This window comes from Flavivirga algicola (assembly GCF_012910715.1).
GTDB lineage: Bacteria > Bacteroidota > Bacteroidia > Flavobacteriales > Flavobacteriaceae > Flavivirga > Flavivirga algicola.
In genome coordinates this window covers 417,536-435,461 of the sequence record NZ_JABBHF010000003.1, presented here as the reverse complement: position 1 = coordinate 435,461, position 17,926 = coordinate 417,536, and the positions used below count along the sequence as shown (strand labels likewise).

21 protein-coding genes and 1 tRNA gene are annotated in these 17,926 nt (G+C 34.2%); 9 read left to right on the top strand and 13 right to left on the bottom strand.

The window, feature by feature from the left end; translation table 11 throughout:
- Nucleotides 1-8 precede the first annotated feature (8 nt).
- A complete protein-coding gene (locus tag HHX25_RS07335; RefSeq protein WP_169671678.1) occupies nucleotides 9-455 on the top strand; it encodes a GNAT family N-acetyltransferase in 447 nt (148 codons plus the stop codon).
- On the top strand, nucleotides 427-861 hold the full coding sequence (locus tag HHX25_RS07330; protein WP_169671676.1) for a GNAT family N-acetyltransferase: 435 nt from the start codon (nucleotides 427-429) through the stop codon (nucleotides 859-861). Before HHX25_RS07335 ends, HHX25_RS07330 begins: the two co-directional genes overlap by 29 nt.
- A gap of 158 nt (nucleotides 862-1,019) precedes the next feature.
- On the opposite strand, the gene HHX25_RS07325 is transcribed toward HHX25_RS07330, so the two are convergent.
- From HHX25_RS07325 to HHX25_RS07290, 8 genes are all read right to left on the bottom strand, one after another.
- A tRNA-Val gene (locus HHX25_RS07325) sits at nucleotides 1,020-1,094 on the bottom strand.
- Nucleotides 1,095-1,156: 62 nt separating this feature from the next.
- A complete protein-coding gene (locus HHX25_RS07320) occupies nucleotides 1,157-2,380 on the bottom strand; it encodes a bifunctional folylpolyglutamate synthase/dihydrofolate synthase (RefSeq protein WP_169671674.1) in 1,224 nt (407 codons plus the stop codon).
- A 3-nt stretch (nucleotides 2,381-2,383) separates the two neighbouring features.
- Nucleotides 2,384-3,235 (bottom strand): energy transducer TonB, encoded by an 852-nt coding sequence (locus tag HHX25_RS07315; RefSeq protein ID WP_169671672.1) that lies wholly within the window; start codon nucleotides 3,233-3,235, stop codon nucleotides 2,384-2,386.
- An 8-nt stretch (nucleotides 3,236-3,243) separates the two neighbouring features.
- The gene (locus HHX25_RS07310) at nucleotides 3,244-3,636 is read right to left on the bottom strand and encodes an ExbD/TolR family protein (protein WP_135875322.1); all 393 of its coding nucleotides are present in this window, start codon (nucleotides 3,634-3,636) and stop codon (nucleotides 3,244-3,246) included.
- Nucleotide 3,637: 1 nt separating this feature from the next.
- Entirely contained in the window at nucleotides 3,638-4,339 is a 702-nt protein-coding gene (locus HHX25_RS07305; protein WP_169671671.1) for a MotA/TolQ/ExbB proton channel family protein, read from the bottom strand.
- 185 nt (nucleotides 4,340-4,524) lie between these two features.
- Entirely contained in the window at nucleotides 4,525-5,916 is a 1,392-nt protein-coding gene (gene nhaD, locus HHX25_RS07300; protein WP_169671669.1) for a sodium:proton antiporter NhaD, read from the bottom strand.
- A 9-nt stretch (nucleotides 5,917-5,925) separates the two neighbouring features.
- On the bottom strand, nucleotides 5,926-7,152 hold the full coding sequence (locus tag HHX25_RS07295) for a Glu/Leu/Phe/Val dehydrogenase dimerization domain-containing protein (RefSeq protein ID WP_169671667.1): 1,227 nt from the start codon (nucleotides 7,150-7,152) through the stop codon (nucleotides 5,926-5,928).
- 158 nt (nucleotides 7,153-7,310) lie between these two features.
- Nucleotides 7,311-8,375, bottom strand: coding sequence for an anhydro-N-acetylmuramic acid kinase (locus HHX25_RS07290; RefSeq protein ID WP_169671666.1), 1,065 nt, complete (start codon nucleotides 8,373-8,375; stop codon nucleotides 7,311-7,313).
- Between the two features lie 94 nt (nucleotides 8,376-8,469).
- On the opposite strand from HHX25_RS07290, the gene HHX25_RS07285 reads away from it, so the two are divergent.
- The 7 genes from HHX25_RS07285 to arsM all read left to right on the top strand — a co-directional run bounded on the left by HHX25_RS07285 (nucleotide 8,470) and on the right by arsM (nucleotide 14,240).
- Complete coding sequence (locus HHX25_RS07285) at nucleotides 8,470-9,612, top strand: acyl-CoA dehydrogenase (protein ID WP_169671664.1); 1,143 nt, start codon at nucleotides 8,470-8,472, stop codon at nucleotides 9,610-9,612.
- Between the two features lie 185 nt (nucleotides 9,613-9,797).
- Nucleotides 9,798-10,133, top strand: coding sequence for an arsenosugar biosynthesis-associated peroxidase-like protein (locus HHX25_RS07280; RefSeq protein ID WP_169671662.1), 336 nt, complete (start codon nucleotides 9,798-9,800; stop codon nucleotides 10,131-10,133).
- 85 nt (nucleotides 10,134-10,218) lie between these two features.
- Entirely contained in the window at nucleotides 10,219-11,274 is a 1,056-nt protein-coding gene (arsS, locus tag HHX25_RS07275; RefSeq protein WP_169671659.1) for an arsenosugar biosynthesis radical SAM (seleno)protein ArsS, read from the top strand.
- Nucleotides 11,275-11,277: 3 nt separating this feature from the next.
- Nucleotides 11,278-11,772, top strand: a complete 495-nt coding sequence (locus tag HHX25_RS07270) for a rhodanese-like domain-containing protein (RefSeq protein ID WP_169671657.1) — start codon at nucleotides 11,278-11,280, stop codon at nucleotides 11,770-11,772.
- Nucleotides 11,765-12,400, top strand: coding sequence for a TIGR04282 family arsenosugar biosynthesis glycosyltransferase (locus HHX25_RS07265; RefSeq protein WP_169671656.1), 636 nt, complete (start codon nucleotides 11,765-11,767; stop codon nucleotides 12,398-12,400). The genes HHX25_RS07270 and HHX25_RS07265 overlap by 8 nt, the downstream gene beginning before the upstream one ends.
- Before the next feature lie 53 nt (nucleotides 12,401-12,453).
- Nucleotides 12,454-13,266: a purine-nucleoside phosphorylase gene (locus tag HHX25_RS07260; RefSeq protein WP_169671653.1), complete on the top strand. Its 813-nt coding sequence runs from the start codon at nucleotides 12,454-12,456 to the stop codon at nucleotides 13,264-13,266.
- Nucleotides 13,267-13,268: 2 nt separating this feature from the next.
- Complete coding sequence (gene arsM / locus HHX25_RS07255; protein ID WP_169671651.1) at nucleotides 13,269-14,240, top strand: arsenosugar biosynthesis arsenite methyltransferase ArsM; 972 nt, start codon at nucleotides 13,269-13,271, stop codon at nucleotides 14,238-14,240.
- Between the two features lie 42 nt (nucleotides 14,241-14,282).
- Here the strand turns inward: arsM and HHX25_RS07250 are convergent, their stop codons facing one another.
- From HHX25_RS07250 to HHX25_RS07230, 5 genes are read right to left on the bottom strand one after another with little or no spacing between them, the layout of a single operon-like run.
- Nucleotides 14,283-15,017 carry a DUF2268 domain-containing putative Zn-dependent protease gene (locus tag HHX25_RS07250; RefSeq protein WP_169671649.1) on the bottom strand — a complete coding sequence of 245 codons (735 nt, stop codon included), beginning with the start codon at nucleotides 15,015-15,017 and terminating at the stop codon, nucleotides 14,283-14,285.
- 6 nt (nucleotides 15,018-15,023) lie between these two features.
- Nucleotides 15,024-15,746 (bottom strand): DUF4097 family beta strand repeat-containing protein, encoded by a 723-nt coding sequence (locus HHX25_RS07245; RefSeq protein WP_169671647.1) that lies wholly within the window; start codon nucleotides 15,744-15,746, stop codon nucleotides 15,024-15,026.
- Between the two features lie 23 nt (nucleotides 15,747-15,769).
- Nucleotides 15,770-16,540 carry a DUF4097 family beta strand repeat-containing protein gene (locus HHX25_RS07240; protein WP_169671645.1) on the bottom strand — a complete coding sequence of 257 codons (771 nt, stop codon included), beginning with the start codon at nucleotides 16,538-16,540 and terminating at the stop codon, nucleotides 15,770-15,772.
- 22 nt (nucleotides 16,541-16,562) lie between these two features.
- Nucleotides 16,563-17,354: a HEAT repeat domain-containing protein gene (locus HHX25_RS07235; protein WP_169671643.1), complete on the bottom strand. Its 792-nt coding sequence runs from the start codon at nucleotides 17,352-17,354 to the stop codon at nucleotides 16,563-16,565.
- Nucleotides 17,355-17,356: 2 nt separating this feature from the next.
- A complete protein-coding gene (locus HHX25_RS07230) occupies nucleotides 17,357-17,911 on the bottom strand; it encodes an RNA polymerase sigma factor (protein WP_169671641.1) in 555 nt (184 codons plus the stop codon).
- Nucleotides 17,912-17,926 lie beyond the last annotated feature (15 nt).

Below are 17,926 nucleotides of genomic sequence, written 5' to 3'. Positions count from 1 at the left end.
TGTGCATAATGAAAAATAAGGGTTATAAAATTATAAAAATTGATTCCCAAAAAACTTTATCAATAAGATACCAAGCAATGTGGCCCAATAAACCCATCGATTATGTAAAACTGGAAAACGATATTCAAGGTTTACACTTCGGGTTATTTATTCAGGACAAAATTATTTCTGTTATATCCTTATTTGAAGAAAATAGCAACATTCAGTTTAGAAAATTTGCAACCTTAAACACATTTCAAGGACAAGGATATGGAACAATTCTGTTGAATTATATCCTAGAATATGCTGAAAAAAACGAATATAAAAAAGTATGGTGTAATGCCCGAGTAAATAAAAGTGCATTTTACAAAAGATTTGGATTAAAAGAGACCAATTCTTACTTTGACAAGGGCGGAATTAAATATGTAATTATGGAAAAAAGGAATTATGAAGATTACAAACTGTCAAGAAAATAACTTAGAAGCGTGTGCCAGTTTATTAGCAAAAGTTTATGCTGCACCAGAATATCAAGAAAACTGGAACAAACAAGATGCATGCAATTATCTAACACGATTTTATAATATAGAACCGGAAAGATGCTTTATGGCAATTCATGAAGGGAAGGTAATTGGAGGGGTGTTTGCTTATTCATATCCTTGGCATTCGGATACGTTAGTTTATATTCAAGAACTCTTTGTAGACCCTGAACACAGAAAAAAAGGAATTGCAAAATCGCTCTTAAAACATATTGGCAATAAAGGAAAAACTAAAGTTTGGCTTGTTGCCAATGAAAACACTAGTGCTGCAAAATTTTATGAAAAGTTAGGATTCAAAAAAAATGGTCCCTATAAGTTTCATTACGGAGAAGTAGAAAATAATTAGAGTTTAAAATATAAATTCCTCCTTTTCAGGTTAACACAAATTTTTGCTTAAACACAACTTTTGGGATTGATCCTTCCTGATCCCTGATCCTCCTTGATCCAGCATAAACTTTACCAGTATAAACAAAAAAATCCTAAAGCATTTGCTTTAGGATTTTGTGGGCGCGAAGGGATTCGAACCCCTGACCCCTTGGGTGTAAACCAAGTGCTCTGAACCAACTGAGCTACGCGCCCTCTAAATTGGACTGCAAATATAATGGAGTTTTTAATATTGCAAAAACTTTTTTAATAAAATTTTAAATTATTTCTGCAACCACAAATGTGCTTCCTCCTATAAAGATAAAATCATTTAGATCTGATTTTTTTAAAGCACTCATATACGCCTCTTTAGCAGAATTGTAAACGTCTCCCAAAAGTCTATGCTCGGAAAAAATGCGCTTTAATGTGTTTGCATTTAAACCTCTTGGGATATTAGGCTTACAAAAATAATAAGTAGCATTTTTAGGAAATAAATCGACAATAGCACTTAAATCTTTATCATTAACAACACCTAGAACAATATGTAAATGCTTATAATTCTCTTTATGCGTTTGAATTTGGCCCATAACATAACTCAACCCTTCCCTGTTATGCCCCGTATCGCAAACTACTTTAGGAGCCTCGTTTATTACTTGCCACCTTCCTAATAATCCTGTATTATTAACTGTATTGAGCAGCCCCGTTTTTAAATGTTGTTCAGAGACCTCAAACCCTTTAACCTTTAATTTTTTTATTGCCTGAATAACTGTTTTAATATTTTTAGATTGGTAGCTTCCTAATAAATCAGATTCAAATACCTTAGTCACCTCTTGGTCCGCAAATACGATCTTGGAATTATTTCTATGTGCTAAATCTTTAAAAACCGAAACCGTCTCTTCTTGGGTTTCTCCAATTACAACTGGCGTATTTCGCTTTATAATACCTCCCTTTTCAAAAGCAATAGCTTCCAATGTTTCTCCTAAAAACTGAGTATGGTCCAACCCAATATTGGTTATTACTGAAACTTCTGGAATAATAATATTTGTTGAATCTAAGCGACCACCCAAACCAACTTCTATAACAGCTATGTCAACTTTCTCTCTTGAAAAATATTCAAAAGCCATACCTACAGTCATTTCAAAAAACGATAAAGCATTAACTTCTAAGAATACTTTATTTCGCTTTATGAAACCTGTTACATATTGTTTACTTATAACATGACCGTTTATTTTAATACGTTCTCTAAAATCTTTTAAATGTGGTGATGTGTACAATCCAACTCTATACCCTGCTTCTTGTAAAACAGATGCCAACATATGACTTGTGGAACCTTTACCATTGGTTCCAGCGACATGTATGGATTTAAAGTTTCTCTCGGGATTATTTAGATAGTCTGCTAATATTAGGGTATTGGATAAATCTTTTTTAAATGCAACTTTTCCTTGTCGCTGATACATTGGCAGTTGAGAAAACATCCAATTAATTGTATCTTGATACGTCATATGTTATTGCCCTAATTTGAAGTTTACTTTTACAAAACCTATTTGTTTTGCGGGCGCTTTAGAGTCTGCTCGCCACTTGTGGGATAATGCTATTTTTTTTGCTGGCTCCAATAAACATCGTGCTGTATTGGTGGTTCCTTTTACACCTGGAACCGCTTCTATAACATTTCCGCTTCTGTTTACAACAATTTTGACTATAACAAGTCCAGATTCATTACAGTCTTGTTTTAACTTCTTATATGATGCCGTACCTCTGCCGTTTAATCCGTAGCCAACGCCACCACTGCCAGTTCCTTTACCTCCAAAATAACTTGGCGCATAAGGATTACCATCTAATTGCCCTTTATCTCCTGCTCTATTGTCGTTACCTTCACTACCAGTTTCACTTCCTTCAGACTTACTTACACCACCTATTAAAGCATCTAACTTTTTCTTTTTTTCTTCACGTTCCCGTTTCTCTTTAGCAATTCTATCTGCTTCGGCTTTAGCCTTGGCATCTGCAATAGCTTTCGCTTTAGCTTCAGCCTCCTTTTGTTTTTTTATAGCTATAGATTCTGCATTTTCCTGTGTTAATACTTCTTCCTTTGTTTCCGAAGCTTTTGTAGGTTCTGTTTTAGAAACATCAGGTTGGGGTGGTTCTTCTACTTCTCTGGGTTCAGACTTGACAGGCTTTAAAGGTTGGACTTTACCTTTTCCAAAATTTGAATTCCCAAAATTTACAGCAACGCCATACTCTTCTGGAGGATCCATATAAGGTGTTCCAACCACAAACAATAACAGCAGCAAAATAACAGCAATTAATGTTGTTAATTTTGCCGAATCTTTTTCATGTTTGGTTTTGAAGTATTTCCCCATTATTAAACTTATTTAGGTTTAACCGCAAGTATGACTTTAAATTTATTTCTATTAGCTATATCCATAACCTTAACCACATTCTCCACAGGAACCGACTTTTCTGCTCTTAAAACAATAGTTGGTTTTTCTTTCGAAGACAAAGCTGCTAATAACTCATTCTCCAATACACTTTCTCCAACACGTTTTTGATCTATATAGTAGGTTAAATCTTTTTTTATACTTACAGCCACAGACTTTTTATTCTCGGTTTTCCCACTTGCTTTTGGCAATACTATATCAATAGCATTAGTTGTTACAAGCGTTGAAGCAATCATAAAAAATATGAGAAGCAGGAATACAATATCTGTCATTGAAGACATATTGAATTCTGGCGTTACTTTATTTCTTCCTCTAAAGTTCATATTACGTAGGTTCGTTTAAATGATCCAAGAACTCTAAAGAATTTGCTTCCATTTGATATACAACTTTATCGGTCTTTACCACTAAATGGTTATACGCAATATAAGCAACGATACCAACAATTAACCCTGCAACAGTTGTTGTCATAGCAGTATAAAGTCCACTTGCCAAAACATCCATCTGTATAGTACCTCCCGCATTGGCCAGTTCAAATATTGCTAATATCATACCAATAACTGTTCCAAGAAATCCAATCATAGGGCCTGCACCAGAAATGGTTGCCAAAATACTAACATTCTTTTCTAAACCGTAAATCTCTAAACGTCCTGCATTCTCAATAGCTGTATTAATATCGGCAAGCGGTTTTCCAATTCTTGAAATCCCTTTGCCAATTAATCTAGAAACTGGGGAATTTACTTGAGCGCACAACATTTGGGCTGAATCAATTTTCCCATTACTTACATGGTCTTTAATTTGATTCATAAAATTTGAATCTACTTTTGAAGCAGCTTTGATAGCAAAAATGCGTTCAAAGTAAATATAAATGGCTCCAACAAGTAATAAAAAAAGTACAGCTATAATAACTTGCCCTGCAGCACCTCCGCTACTTATTAATTCTATAATTGAAAGCGTTTTTTCAACTGATTCTTCATCTGTAATTAATTCCGCTCCCTCTTGCGTGTTTAGTAATAGTGTATAAAGCATATAATTTTAAATTTATTGCAAATGTATAACGTTTCTTTTTCCATTAAAGTATAGCAAAAATTCTTTTGACTAGATTTTCGCTTTACTTAATAATTTCTATTTCAGTATAATTCGTAAATTTTCGATTTCGTGAGTATAGCAATTTGATATTTAAACCCTCAATAAATTCGAGGAATATTTTCTATTTAAAACATAGTTCTGGTTACCATAAATGCCGCAGATCCTACAAGAAAACCAACTAAAGCTAACCAAGAAATCTTTTTTAGGTACCAGAAAAAATCTATCTTTTCCATTCCCATAGCTACAACACCAGCTGCAGATCCTATAACCAACATACTACCACCAGTTCCAGCAGAAAAAGCTATAAAATGCCATAATTCATGATCTAATGGTTCAGAAAACATCCCCAAACTGGCAGCTACCAAAGGTACATTATCTATAACTGCAGATCCTACACCTAACAATAACACAACTAAATCTGACACACCTCCAGAATGTAATTCGGTTCCCATTTGAGGCATCGTTTCCTGTAATGATGACGCAAATCCAAACAAAATACCTAAAGATTCTAAAGCTGCTACAGCCATCAATATACCTAAAAAGAATAAGATACTAGGCAATTCTATCTTTGATAATGAATAGTGCACTGGGCTATGGTGTGCATGTGCATCACTCTCTTCTGCATCAAACTCTGTCATGCTAAATTTAGAGCTACTATAAATTTCGGCAAAAATAGCGACTACACCTAATGAAAGCATCATACCTACATAAGGAGGCAAATGTGTTATCATTTTGAAAATTGGTACAAATACGATAGCTCCCAATCCAAGATAAAGCATGGTACCACTAAATTTTGATTTCTTTTTTTCCTGAACCTCTTCAACTTCTAAATCCCCTTTAAAGGCTGGTAAAAAAGAGGCTATTAACGACGGCACAGCCATACACAAAAGTGAAGGCACAAACAAATAGCCAATTAAATGTCCTGTTGTTACTTTTTTACCAATCCATAACATAGTTGTTGTTACATCTCCAATAGGCGACCAAGCACCTCCAGCATTAGCAGCAATAATAATCAAGCCTGCAAACCAAATACGTACATCTCTATCTTTTACAATTTTTTGAAGTATCGAAATAAGTACAATCGTTGCTGTTAAGTTATCTATAATAGCCGAAAGAATAAATGCCAGAATGGAGAATATCCATAAAATCTTAGTCTTCTTCTTCGTCTTTATAAAACCTTTAATCGTGGAGAATCCATCAAAGTAGTCAATAATTTCAACAATAGTCATAGCGCCTAAAAGAAACACTAATATTTCGGATGTTTTTCCTAAATGGTGCAATAAGGTTTCTTCCATAAGATGTGTCTTTTCATCTAACGAAAATGCCCCAAAACCATCTAACAAAGCATGTTTTGAAGAATCAAACCATTGTGGGAAGCTTTCTAAACCTAATGCGATTAATGCCCAACAAATAGCCATCATGACCAATGCTGGAATAAGTTTATCAATTTTAATACTATGCTCTAGGGTAATGGCTAAATAGCCCATTACGAATACTAAAATAATTGTTGCTTCCATAAAAAAATATTATATTAATTGGTTGAGTGCTATTTCATAAGCAGTAGCACTTATCTCTGTTTTTAATTGATTTCTATTATACACTTTTTCCAGTGCCTTTTTAATTGTATTTGATGTGTCATTAAATATCGCCTCGTCTGTCATTTGCACCTTTCTCTCCATAAAATAGGCAAATACACGGGCCATTCCACAATTTGAAATAAAATCCGGGATTAAACTCACTCTATAGTCTGTGTGTTCCATAATAGGTCCGAAGAAAATTTCCTTATCCGCAAAAGGCACATTGGCTCCGCAAGAAATAACTTCTAAACTACTATCAATCATTTGATCTATTTGATGAAGTGTAATTAAACGTGATGCTGCACAAGGTGCAAAAATCTCTGTTTCTATGGTCCAAATCTTTTCATTAGCCTCATCGAACGGAATTAAATTATCGCTAACTAAGGTATTCCCATTTTTCGCAAGAAAGAGATTTGTAATTTCTTCAAAAGTAAAACCCTCTTCATTAATCAAGCCTCCAGAAATATCTATAATCCCAACAATCTTAGCCCCCATTTGTGATAAATAGAAAGCTGCAGCTGCACCTACGTTTCCAAAACCCTGAATCACGGCTCGCTTTCCTTTAACAGAGCCACCATAAATATTATAGTACTGTTTAACAGCTTCGGCAACGCCAAAACCAGTAATCATATCTGCTACGGTATACTTTCTTGATATATCTGGGGAATAATAAGGACTTTCTATCACTTTAATAACGCCATGCCTCAACTGCCCTATTCTATTTATCTTATCTGCTTCGGTTGGCTTAAAATGTCCGTTAAAAACGCCTTCCTGAGGATGCCAAACACCACTTTCTTCCGTAATCGGAATCACTTCATGTGTTTCATCTACATTTAAATCGCCTCCTGTACCATAATAGCTTTTTAGCAATGGGGACACAGCAGCATACCAGCGCTCTAACACACCTTTTTTTCTAGAATCTTTGGGGTCGAAGTTTATTCCCGACTTTGCACCTCCAATGGCTGGTCCCGAAACTGTGAATTTAATCTCCATGGTTTTAGCTAAAGACAAAACTTCATTCATATCTAATCCATTTCTCATACGTGTTCCACCTCCAGCGGCTCCTCCACGTAATGAATTTATAACAGTCCAGCCTTCGGCATATGTTTCCGGATCTTTCCAATTAAAAACAATTTCAGGATCTTTATTTTCGTATTTTTTTAATAATTCTTTCATTTCTATTTTTAAGTTGATTCACTATATAGCTTACATTTAATTTAATCCAAAAGTTACATTAAGCGTAGCTAAAGCTGAGTCATGAAGAAAATGATTTAAATTATTATGGTAACAAAGATAAAAAACTAAAATCCTTTAGGATAAATTTTTTATTATTTTTAAGGTAGATATATTTTACCAGAACTATGGTCTTTTGTAGCTCCAGTAACACTTTGCAAGCAATTAATTTCGCCTCTTAGTTTAAGTACACCTAAAAGCCCGAAGATCAGTGCCTCTTTAAATTCCACAACCGTATTTGAAGGTATTATTATTCTATGTTCTGAATACTCATTAAGCCGAGTTATTAAATAATTATTGTAAGCACCCCCTCCTGTAACCAGCACAGAACCTTGCTTTTTTTTATTTATTTCCTTGGCTATTTGGATAGCTATATGCTCAACAAAAGTCTTTAGAATATCTTTAGTTTCCAATTGAAAAGTATCAATTAAGGGAAAAATATTTTCATTGACCCATTCTAATCCTAAAGATTTTGGATAATCCTCTTCATAAAACACAAGACTGTTTAATTTATCGAGCAATTCATTATTCAAATTACCTGTTGCAGCTATTTTACCCCCATCATCATAATCAAATCCAATGAGTTTAACATAGTGATTTAAAACTATATTGACTGGACAAACATCATATGCTATTCTTTCATGATTCAACTCAGTGGAAATATTGGCAAATCCACCCAGATTCAAACAAAAATCGTATTCAGAAAACAATAGTTTATCACCTATTGGAACCAACGGCGCCCCTTGTCCTCCAAGTTCAACATCTTGAACCCTAAAATCACAAACCACGGCTTCATTAAGTGATGCTGCCATCGTTGGCATATTTCCTATCTGATAAGTTATTCCATTATCGGGCCGATGCAAAGCCGTATGTCCATGTGAACAAATAACATCAATGGTTTGTATATTATTTTTATTGATGAAGTCTTTTATAATACTTGATAAGTAATTTGTATAATCATTATCTATAAGTTGTAATTCAGCAATATTATAGGCAACTAAATTGCGAAGTGTTTTTTCCCAACTCGAATTATAACTAACAGTCTCAGAATGTATTATTTTAAAATGCCATATATTATCTAATGCAAACTCTACGTAAATAACATCAACACCATCCAATGATGTTCCTGACATCACACCAACAACCTTATACTTATTTTTTATCATATTGTGTAAAAATAACAATACTTATTAAAAATATGATACTAAAAAGCTATATTTGTACATATTTTTTATCAAATCAACAGTAAATCGAAGAATTATGGATTTTAATCTTTCTGAAGAACATATTATGATACGCGATGCTGCTCGCGATTTTGCACAAACCGAATTACTTCCTGGTGTTATTGAACGCGATAACAAACAAGAGTTTCCCGATGAGTTAGTAAAAAAAATGGGCGAATTAGGGTTTATGGGCATCATGGTAGATCCTAAATACGGTGGTAGTGGCATGGACGCCATCTCTTATGTTCTTATTATGGAAGAGCTATCAAAAATTGATGCCTCGGCCTCAGTGATGGTTTCTGTAAATAATTCGTTGGTTTGTTATGGATTGGAAGCTTATGGTTCTGAAGAACAAAAACAAAAATATTTAACGAAATTAGCAACAGGTGAATTTCTCGGTGCTTTTTGCTTAAGCGAACCTGAAGCTGGTAGTGATGCCACTTCACAAAAAACCACCGCTATTGATAAAGGCGACCATTACCTCATTAATGGTACGAAAAACTGGATTACTAATGGAGGGCGAGCAGATGTGTATTTAGTAATAGCGCAAACTGACAAAGATAAAGGTTCCCATGGCATCAACGCTTTTATTGTTGAAAAAGGAACAGAAGGTTTTCACATTGGACCAAAAGAAGATAAATTAGGCATTCGCGGAAGCGATACACATACACTACAATTTAATGATGTAAAAGTTCCTAAAAAAAACAGAATAGGCGCTAATGGCTCTGGATTTAGGTTCGCTATGAAAACCTTATCTGGAGGGCGCATCGGTATTGCTTCGCAAGCTTTAGGAATTGCATCGGGCGCTTATGAATTGGCCTTAAAATACTCCAAAGAACGGAAAGCTTTTGGTACTGAGATCTGCAACCATCAAGCCATTGCTTTTAAATTGGCCGATATGTATACCGAAATTGAAGCAGCTCGCCACTTAGTTATGAAAGCTGCCTGGGATAAGGACCAAGGAAATAATTATGACAAGTCTAGCGCTGTGGCTAAACTTTATGCCTCTAAAGTAGCGATGGAGCATACTGTTGAAGCTGTACAAATACATGGAGGCAATGGTTTTGTAAAAGAATATCATGTGGAACGTCTTATGCGGGATGCAAAAATCACACAGATATATGAAGGGACTTCAGAAATTCAAAAAATTGTAATTTCAAGAAGTTTGATAAGGGAATAAATTATTTTTATCCAAAAAAACCACTGACTACCAACACCTTATATTTTTCTTATCGTAAAGCAAGTCATTTCCTATTATTCAACTATTAATTTAGTCAAATTAATAGTTGAATATTTTTGTTAAGTATTTTTAAATTTTTCGACATAATTTCAATAGATTTTTATCTTTAGTAAAAATTAAATTTTATGCAAAAGACATATTACGACCCTGCTGACCTAAAAAAATTCGGAAAAATAAGTGAATGGAATCAAGAATTAGGAGATAAATTTTTTGAATACTACGGAAAAGTTTTTGAAGAAGGAGCGCTTACGGCTCGGGAAAAATCCTTGATAGCCTTGGCTGTTTCGCATACAGAGCAATGCCCCTACTGTATAGATGCCTATACAAAAGATGGCTTACAACGTGGTATTACTAAAGAAGAAATGATGGAAGCACTTCATGTTGGAGCCGCTATAAAAAGTGGTGCTACATTAGTTCATGGTGTACAGATGATGAACAAAGTGAATAAATTAGAAATGTGAACGGCAAACCAATTTTGAAACATCAAAATTGAGTGAATCATTTACTCTGAGCGCAGTCGACCTAATAAAAATTTAGAACAATTTAATGGCAACAAAATCCCTACATAAACGCGAAAGTGATTTAGCTAATAGCAACAGGCAGCTTGAAATTTTATCAAATGGTATATTTCAAAATGGCGAATTACCAACGTTTAAGAGTAAAATTTCTGAAACAAATCAATTTCCCTTAAAAGCTAAAAAGTTAGAAATTCTTCAAATAAATGTTGGTTATATGTGTAATCAGGTTTGCGAACATTGTCATGTTGACGCTGGTCCAGACCGTAAGGAAATCATGACCAGAGAAACGATGCAGCAGTGTTTGGATGTCATTAAAACCACAGGTGCGCACACCCTAGATCTAACTGGAGGTGCACCAGAAATGAATCCCAACTTCAGATGGTTTGTGGAAGAAGCTGCCAAAGCTGGTATTAAGGATTTCATAGTACGCTCAAACCTCACTATAATAAGAGCCAATAAAAAATATTACGATCTACCAGAATTCTTTAAAAAACATAATGTACATGTGGTATCATCCATGCCACACTGGACTCGTGGAAAAACAGATAAACAGCGCGGAGATGGTGTTTTTGACAAATCTATAAAGGCATTACAAGAACTAAATGCTATAGGTTACGGCATGCCAGACAGCAGCCTTCGATTGGATTTAGTCTACAACCCATCTGGTGCTTTTTTACCTGGCGATCAAGCATCCATGGAAAAGGATTTTAAAAAAGCATTAAAGGAAGATTTCAATATTCAGTTTCATAATCTGTTTGCCATTACAAATTTGCCTATTAGCAGGTTTTTAGATTATTTAATTGCTTCCGAAAACTATGAAGACTACATGTATTCTTTGGTTGAAGCGTATAACCCAGCAGCTGTGGGCAATGTTATGTGCACCAATACACTATCTGTTAGCTGGGACGGCTATTTATTTGATTGTGATTTTAATCAAATGCTGGAATTACCAGTAAACAGCAAAGTAAAACATATTTCTGAGTATAACGAAGCGCTACTAGAAGGACGTCATATTGTTATTTCTCAGCACTGTTATGGCTGTACCGCTGGAGCAGGAAGTAGCTGCCAAGGCGTAGTTGCTTAATTTATGAACAAAATACTTTTTTACATATTTGTATGCTTTGCTATTTCGGGATTTTCTCAAAATAACCTTAAATCATTATTAAAAAAATACAATGATGAAAGTACACCCTATATTTATGTAAAACAATTAAAAAAACAAACAGTACCACCTGTGCTCTTAGATGCCAGAGAACTACCAGAATACAAAGTAAGCCATCTAAAAAATGCCATCCATATTGGGTATAACACGTTTAAAATAGAAAATGTTCAGAAAAAAATCCCTGACAAAAACACTAAAATAGTTGTATACTGCTCTTTAGGGATACGCTCTGAAACCATAGCAGACAGTCTCAAAAAAGCTGGTTATAACCATGTACAAAACTTATATGGTGGTATTTTTGAATGGAAAAATAATAATTTACCTATTTATAATTCGTCAGAAAAAGAAACGGACAGTATTCATGCCTTTTCTAATGCATGGAGTAAGTGGGTAAAAAAAGGAGTAAAAGTATATGAATAAAGAACTTATAGTCGTTTTTGTTAAAAATATAAAACTAGGCAAAGTAAAAACAAGACTTGCCAAAACTATTGGTATTCAAGGTGCTTTTGAAGTCTATAAAGAACTGGTAAAAATCACCGAATTTGCCACAGAGAAAATAGCCATAGACAAACGAATCTATTTTTCTAATACAGTTATTAAAACAAAATGGAAAAACGATTACAAGACCATACAAAATGGCGACAATTTAGGAGAACGCATGAAAAACGCCTTTACTAAAGGCTTTGAAGATGGTTATGAGCGTATTGTACTTATAGGATCTGATTTACCCGATATTAATTCAGAACATATTAAAAAAGGATTAAATGCACTAAAGAGTAACGAGGTCGTTTTCGGGCCAGCTATTGATGGTGGTTATTATCTCATAGGAATGACAAAAATGCATCATACCGTATTTAGTAATAAACCCTGGAGTGAATCTCATTTATTAGAAGTAACGCTTAAAGAATTAGATCGAGAAAACATATCCTATACTTTGCTGGAAGCATTAAACGATATTGATACTTTTGAAGATTTAGAAAATTCATCATTCTACCAACACAATGAAGCGCTTCAATTAAAGGTTAAAACTTTAATAGATAACGCATAAATTCATTACATTACCATAGTATTTTTTTTAAAATTAATTCCAAAAAACACAAGATGATTAAATACATAAACGAAACCACTAAATACCTACAAGAAAAAGGTTTTGAATCTCCTGAAATTGGCATTATACTAGGCACAGGATTAGGGCAACTTATCAACGAAATAGACATTATAAAAGAAGTTAGTTATAATCATATTCCGAACTTCCCAACAGCAACAGTCGAGTTTCACAAAGGAAAACTAATTTATGGTAAGCTTGCTGGTAAAAAAGTGGTCATTATGCAGGGACGTTTTCATTTATATGAAGGCTATACATTACAAGATGTTACTTATCCTGTTCGTATTATGGAAAAACTGGGTATTAAAACATTACTGGTTTCTAATGCGGCTGGTGCCATTAATTTAAACTTTAAAAAAGGGGAATTAATGCTTATTGAAGACCACATTAATTTGCAAGGCAGCTCTCCCTTGGCATTTAAAGGTGTTGAAGAATTAGGAGAACGTTTTACAGACATGAGCGCTCCCTATGATGCCGAAATCAATTCAAAGTTTGAAAACATTGCCAAAGCAAACCATATAAAATTGCACAAGGGTGTTTATGCAAGTGTAGTGGGGCCTCAATTAGAAACAAGAGCAGAATATCGGATGCTAAAAATTATTGGGTCTGATGCTGTTGGTATGAGTACCGTACCTGAGATTATTGTGGCGAATCATTTAAAATTAAAAGTAGCGGCTGTGTCAGTTTTAACAGATGAATGCGACCCAGATAACTTAGAACCTGTTAATATTTCGGATATCATTGAAAATGCTGCAAAAGCAGAACCAAATATGATAACCTTATTTAAAGAACTTATTAAGACCTTATAATTATGAGTAATTATTTAGAAACCACTCAAGATGTATATAAAGAAGCCGCGTTGACACCAGATGTTGGGCTATGCTGTACGACAAATCCAATTTGGGAATTACCAGGGTTAAAAATCCCAAAAATCATGCAAGAAATGAACTATGGTTGCGGGAGTACTGTTCATGCAAGAGATTTAACCAATAACCCAAAAATGTTATATGTTGGTGTTGGTGGGGGCATGGAACTGTTACAGTTTGCCTATTTTAATCGTCAAAAAGGAGGCGTAGTTGGTATCGATGTTGTTGATGAGATGTTAGAGGCTTCTCGTAAGAATTTTGTTGAGGCAGAAGCACAAAACAATTGGTTTAAAAGTGAATTTGTTGACCTTAAAAAAGGAGATGCTATGAATCTTCCCGTGGAAGACAATAGTATCGATGTGGCTGCTCAAAATTGTCTATTTAATATTTTTAAGGCAGACGATCTAAAAAAAGCTATCGCAGAAATGTATCGTGTTTTAAAACCTCATGGGAGGTTAGTAATGAGCGATCCTACATGCGAACAACCAATGAATGATACATTACGTAACGATGAAAGACTACGTGCTTTATGCCTAAGTGGTAGTTTACCCATTGCAGAATACGTAAAAGCACTAACAGATGCTGGTTTTGGCACTATCGAAATTAGGGCAAGAAAGCCATATAGAATACTAGATTCCAAGCATTATCCAACAGATGAGCTAATTTATATAGAATCTATTGAAGTTGCCGCAATAAAAGATCCAATGCCTGCAGATGGCCCTTGCATCTTTACAGGAAAAGCGGCTATTTATTACGGTGGTGAAGATTTTTTTGATGATAATGCAGGTCATGTTTTGTTAAAAAACCAACCTTTGGCTATTTGCGATAAAACAGCTGGTGCCATACAAGCACTAAACAGAGACGATATTTATATATCAGAATCCACGTATCATTATGATGGTGGTGGGTGTTGCTAAACACCCACCCAATCACATCATTTTTTCAAAGTTTAGCAACCTTTAATAACCTGCTAAACTTATTATTTCATTAGGTTTTAGTGCGCTTAATTCTATAATACTCTTACCAGATTTTTTCATAGCTTTTCTAATAAGATAGTTTCCTGCCCTATACCCTATAGAAGTTCTACCATCTGGGTGTTCTCCCATAACCCATTTATTATAACTTGCATCAAGCGGAAGGTCTAAAATTTCTTTCACCCAACTATCAGTCTCATTAGTAAAGGAATTTTCATCACATATATAACCCGTTTGTATTTCAGCAAAGACAACTGCTAAACCCTCATTAACCATAGCATTAGGAATTCCATATCCAAATTTATTATCATATATAGCCCAACCTCGTGCCAAATGATGGAATTCATGAAACACGACACTTCTAATTCCCAATTCAAGAGAGTCAACAATGCCTCCATGATAACTGTTGGAAAGCTGAACGGCAATTGTTGGAGGCGAATTCCATTCGGTTCTTCCTGTTACACCTCCAACGCGATCCAAATCCCAATTTACACTCTCAACAACAACTTTTATACTGTCTGGAAGATTTGGCAAAACATTACGAACTTCTTCTCCTGACTTATTTATCAATTCTCTGATAAATATTTTTTGCGATTCTGTGAACTTAAGCGAATCTTCCTGAAAGAGTATTTCTACTTGCCCTAATTGAGTTTTTTTTGAATTACAGGTAACACTGCAAAACATGAATACAATTAAAATAAAGCCCTTTAGTATTTTCATTTTATATTAACCTTTCCTTATGTAAATATTCCCTGAAACGGTTTCCATTACCAACGGAAGCGTTCCTCCATTAATTTGTTTTGAAACCTTGTTGTTAAATGACTTGCTGTGCTTCCCAAATTTAGTTTTTTCAAAATCCATATCAGAATATATAGTACCTGTTACAGACTTTGCATGAAGCTTTGCCTTATCAACTATAATATCTAATGCGCCACTTATTGTTTTTAATCGTAATTCTCCACTATATTTTTTGATAGTAATATCCCCCGAAATTAAATCAGTTACCAAATCACCTTCAAAAGTATTTATAAAAACGCTTCCAGATATACTTTTAATCTTGAGACTTACATTTTTGGGTACAATGACCACATAATTAATATCTGATGTACTGCAACAGTTACAATTATCATTTTTTCCATCTTTATTAGAATAATAGACGTTTCGTTTTTTACTTTTAAAATAATCTCCAAAATCTGAATATAACTTTAACTGTCCTGAATTATTTTCGCTCTTGATACTGTACTTGTCATTGCCTGCACCTTCATCAATATTTACTGATGCTTTCACTATAATTTCATCAGTATTTCCATGCTTAACTTTAATATCTTGAGCGAACTTAAAGTTGATAAAAACCTCTTGATTTTTAAAGACTTGTTCTTTTACTTCTACTTGTTTTTGGGCGTTAAGCGTTACCACGCTTAATAGTGCCATTACTATCAGGTGTTTCATTTTACTGTTCGTTTTTTGATTGTTTATTTTTTTCTGAGGTATACGTTTCCGGTTGATGATCTAAGCACTATGTTTACGCCTCCCCCATTGAGCTTACTTTCAATTTTGCGATTAGCCCCAACTACTTTCATACCGTCTGGAGCATCAGTTTTCAACTCAAAATCAGTGTAAACTGTTCCCATGGTAGAACGTAATTCTAAATCGGCTTTTGTATTTGATGGTAAGGACACATCAACACTTCCTGTTGAACTATGGACTGTAATTGGTGATGATTGATTAACATTAACAAAATCAACATTAATAGTTCCTGTTTCTGAATGTGCGGTAATGGGGCCTGTGACGTCATTAAACGTAATATTACCTACAGTACTGTTAACTTCAATTTCAGAAGAGAATCCTTCAAAAGTTACAGAACCTAGATTTCCACAATCTATATGAATATCTATTGTTTTAGGAAGCTCTATTTGAAGATCTTTGCGTTGCATCCACGATTTTAAATCTTTAACACGTAATACACTTCCTTCTTGACTCATTGAAAATCCAAATCCAGTATTGTCTGCCCCTCCCGAATAGACAGCTTTTAATCCTTCAGCACGTTCATTATTTGTTTTATTATGTCCAATATTATTGAACTTTAACACATTACTTGAACCTGCTGTTATCTTAACTTTAGTTCCTGTTTCTATATAAACTTTAGAGATTCCATTTAAGTTTTTGGTATAATCCTCCTGTGCATAAGAGAATACAAAGCTCAAAAAAGCCATTAGATTTATAATAATTCCTGTTCGTTTCATGTTTTTTGATTTTAATTTTTGATTAAATAATTTGCAAAATACCATCGTTTACCTGCTCCTTTACAAAATCTGGTGTGTCCGAATGCTCTAATAGTTGTTTCATTGGAGCGATAGCGCGCTTCTCTTGGATCTTTACCAAAAATTGAATAATGGCAATTTGTAAACTTGGGCTCTTCTGCGTTGTTAGAGCTTCAATAAACGCATCTTTTACCATGATTGATTCTGGAAATTCTGACAGCGCTTCTGCTGCAGCCAGCCGCACATTCATATTTCCATCATATTGCATACGTTCAATTAAAGCTTCTAATATTTTAACATCTGGTTTTTCAAAACCTTCAGTATAGTTTACTGCTTGAATTCGTTTACTTACGGACTGGTTTTCAATCATTGCCAAAACCATCCCTTCTTTTAATTCATTCGTTTCTTTTTGCAATGCTATTATTTGTTTATTTGCATCTTTTCCTGTCTTATGGCTTCCTAAAAAATACCCCATAAATAGAAATATTATAGAAGCTGCCACTTGAAATGCACGTTTCCACGGAAACGCTTTTTCTTGTTTATTAAACTGGACAACTTTTGGATTTAACAGCTGTTTTTCTTCCTCAAGAAGCTTATAAAAACCTTCCCGTAGGCTTTCACTTGGCACTTGTTGTTCTTCTTTATTGAATGCTCCAAAAAGCGCAACTGTTTCATCATAAAACGCCTTGCAATTAGCACATGTACCTATATGTTTCTTAATTTTATCAGCCTTATCTGTAGCTAATTCACCATCAATAAAATCTAGTATATCCTGTTCTATATCTTTACAATTCATGATTATATGGTTTTAAAATAAACAGTTTTTAATTTTTTTATAATTCGATGTACTTTCACCTTTACAGCACCTTCACTACTTCCTACTATTTCAGCTATTTTATCATACTTTAGACCTTGAAATCTATTTAACACAATTAATTCCCTTTCATCCTTATTCAATGTGTTTAAAACTTCGTGTAAATGTGTCTCATTATCATTTTTTTCAATTAAGCTATCTTCACTTTTGCTGGTTACAAGCTCTATATCAGTATTCTTTGAAGTCTTTTTGGAGCTCTGGTAATAATCTGAAAATTCATTTCTTGCAATCCTAAAAATCCATGATACAAATTGACCTCCTTTATAAGATTCTCTGTAACGCATCACTTTATAAAACACAGTTTGGGTTAAATCTTCACAGATAGCTTTGTCTCTTACCATTTGAAAATAAAAATTGTACAACCGCTTATTATAGCGTTCAAAAATATGAGCCATAGCATCTAAATTACCTTGAGATACATCAAGCATTAATTCTTCGTCGGTTAGCTTTTTCAATTCTATTTTGTTGTGGTTTGGCATAAAGACCTTCAATTT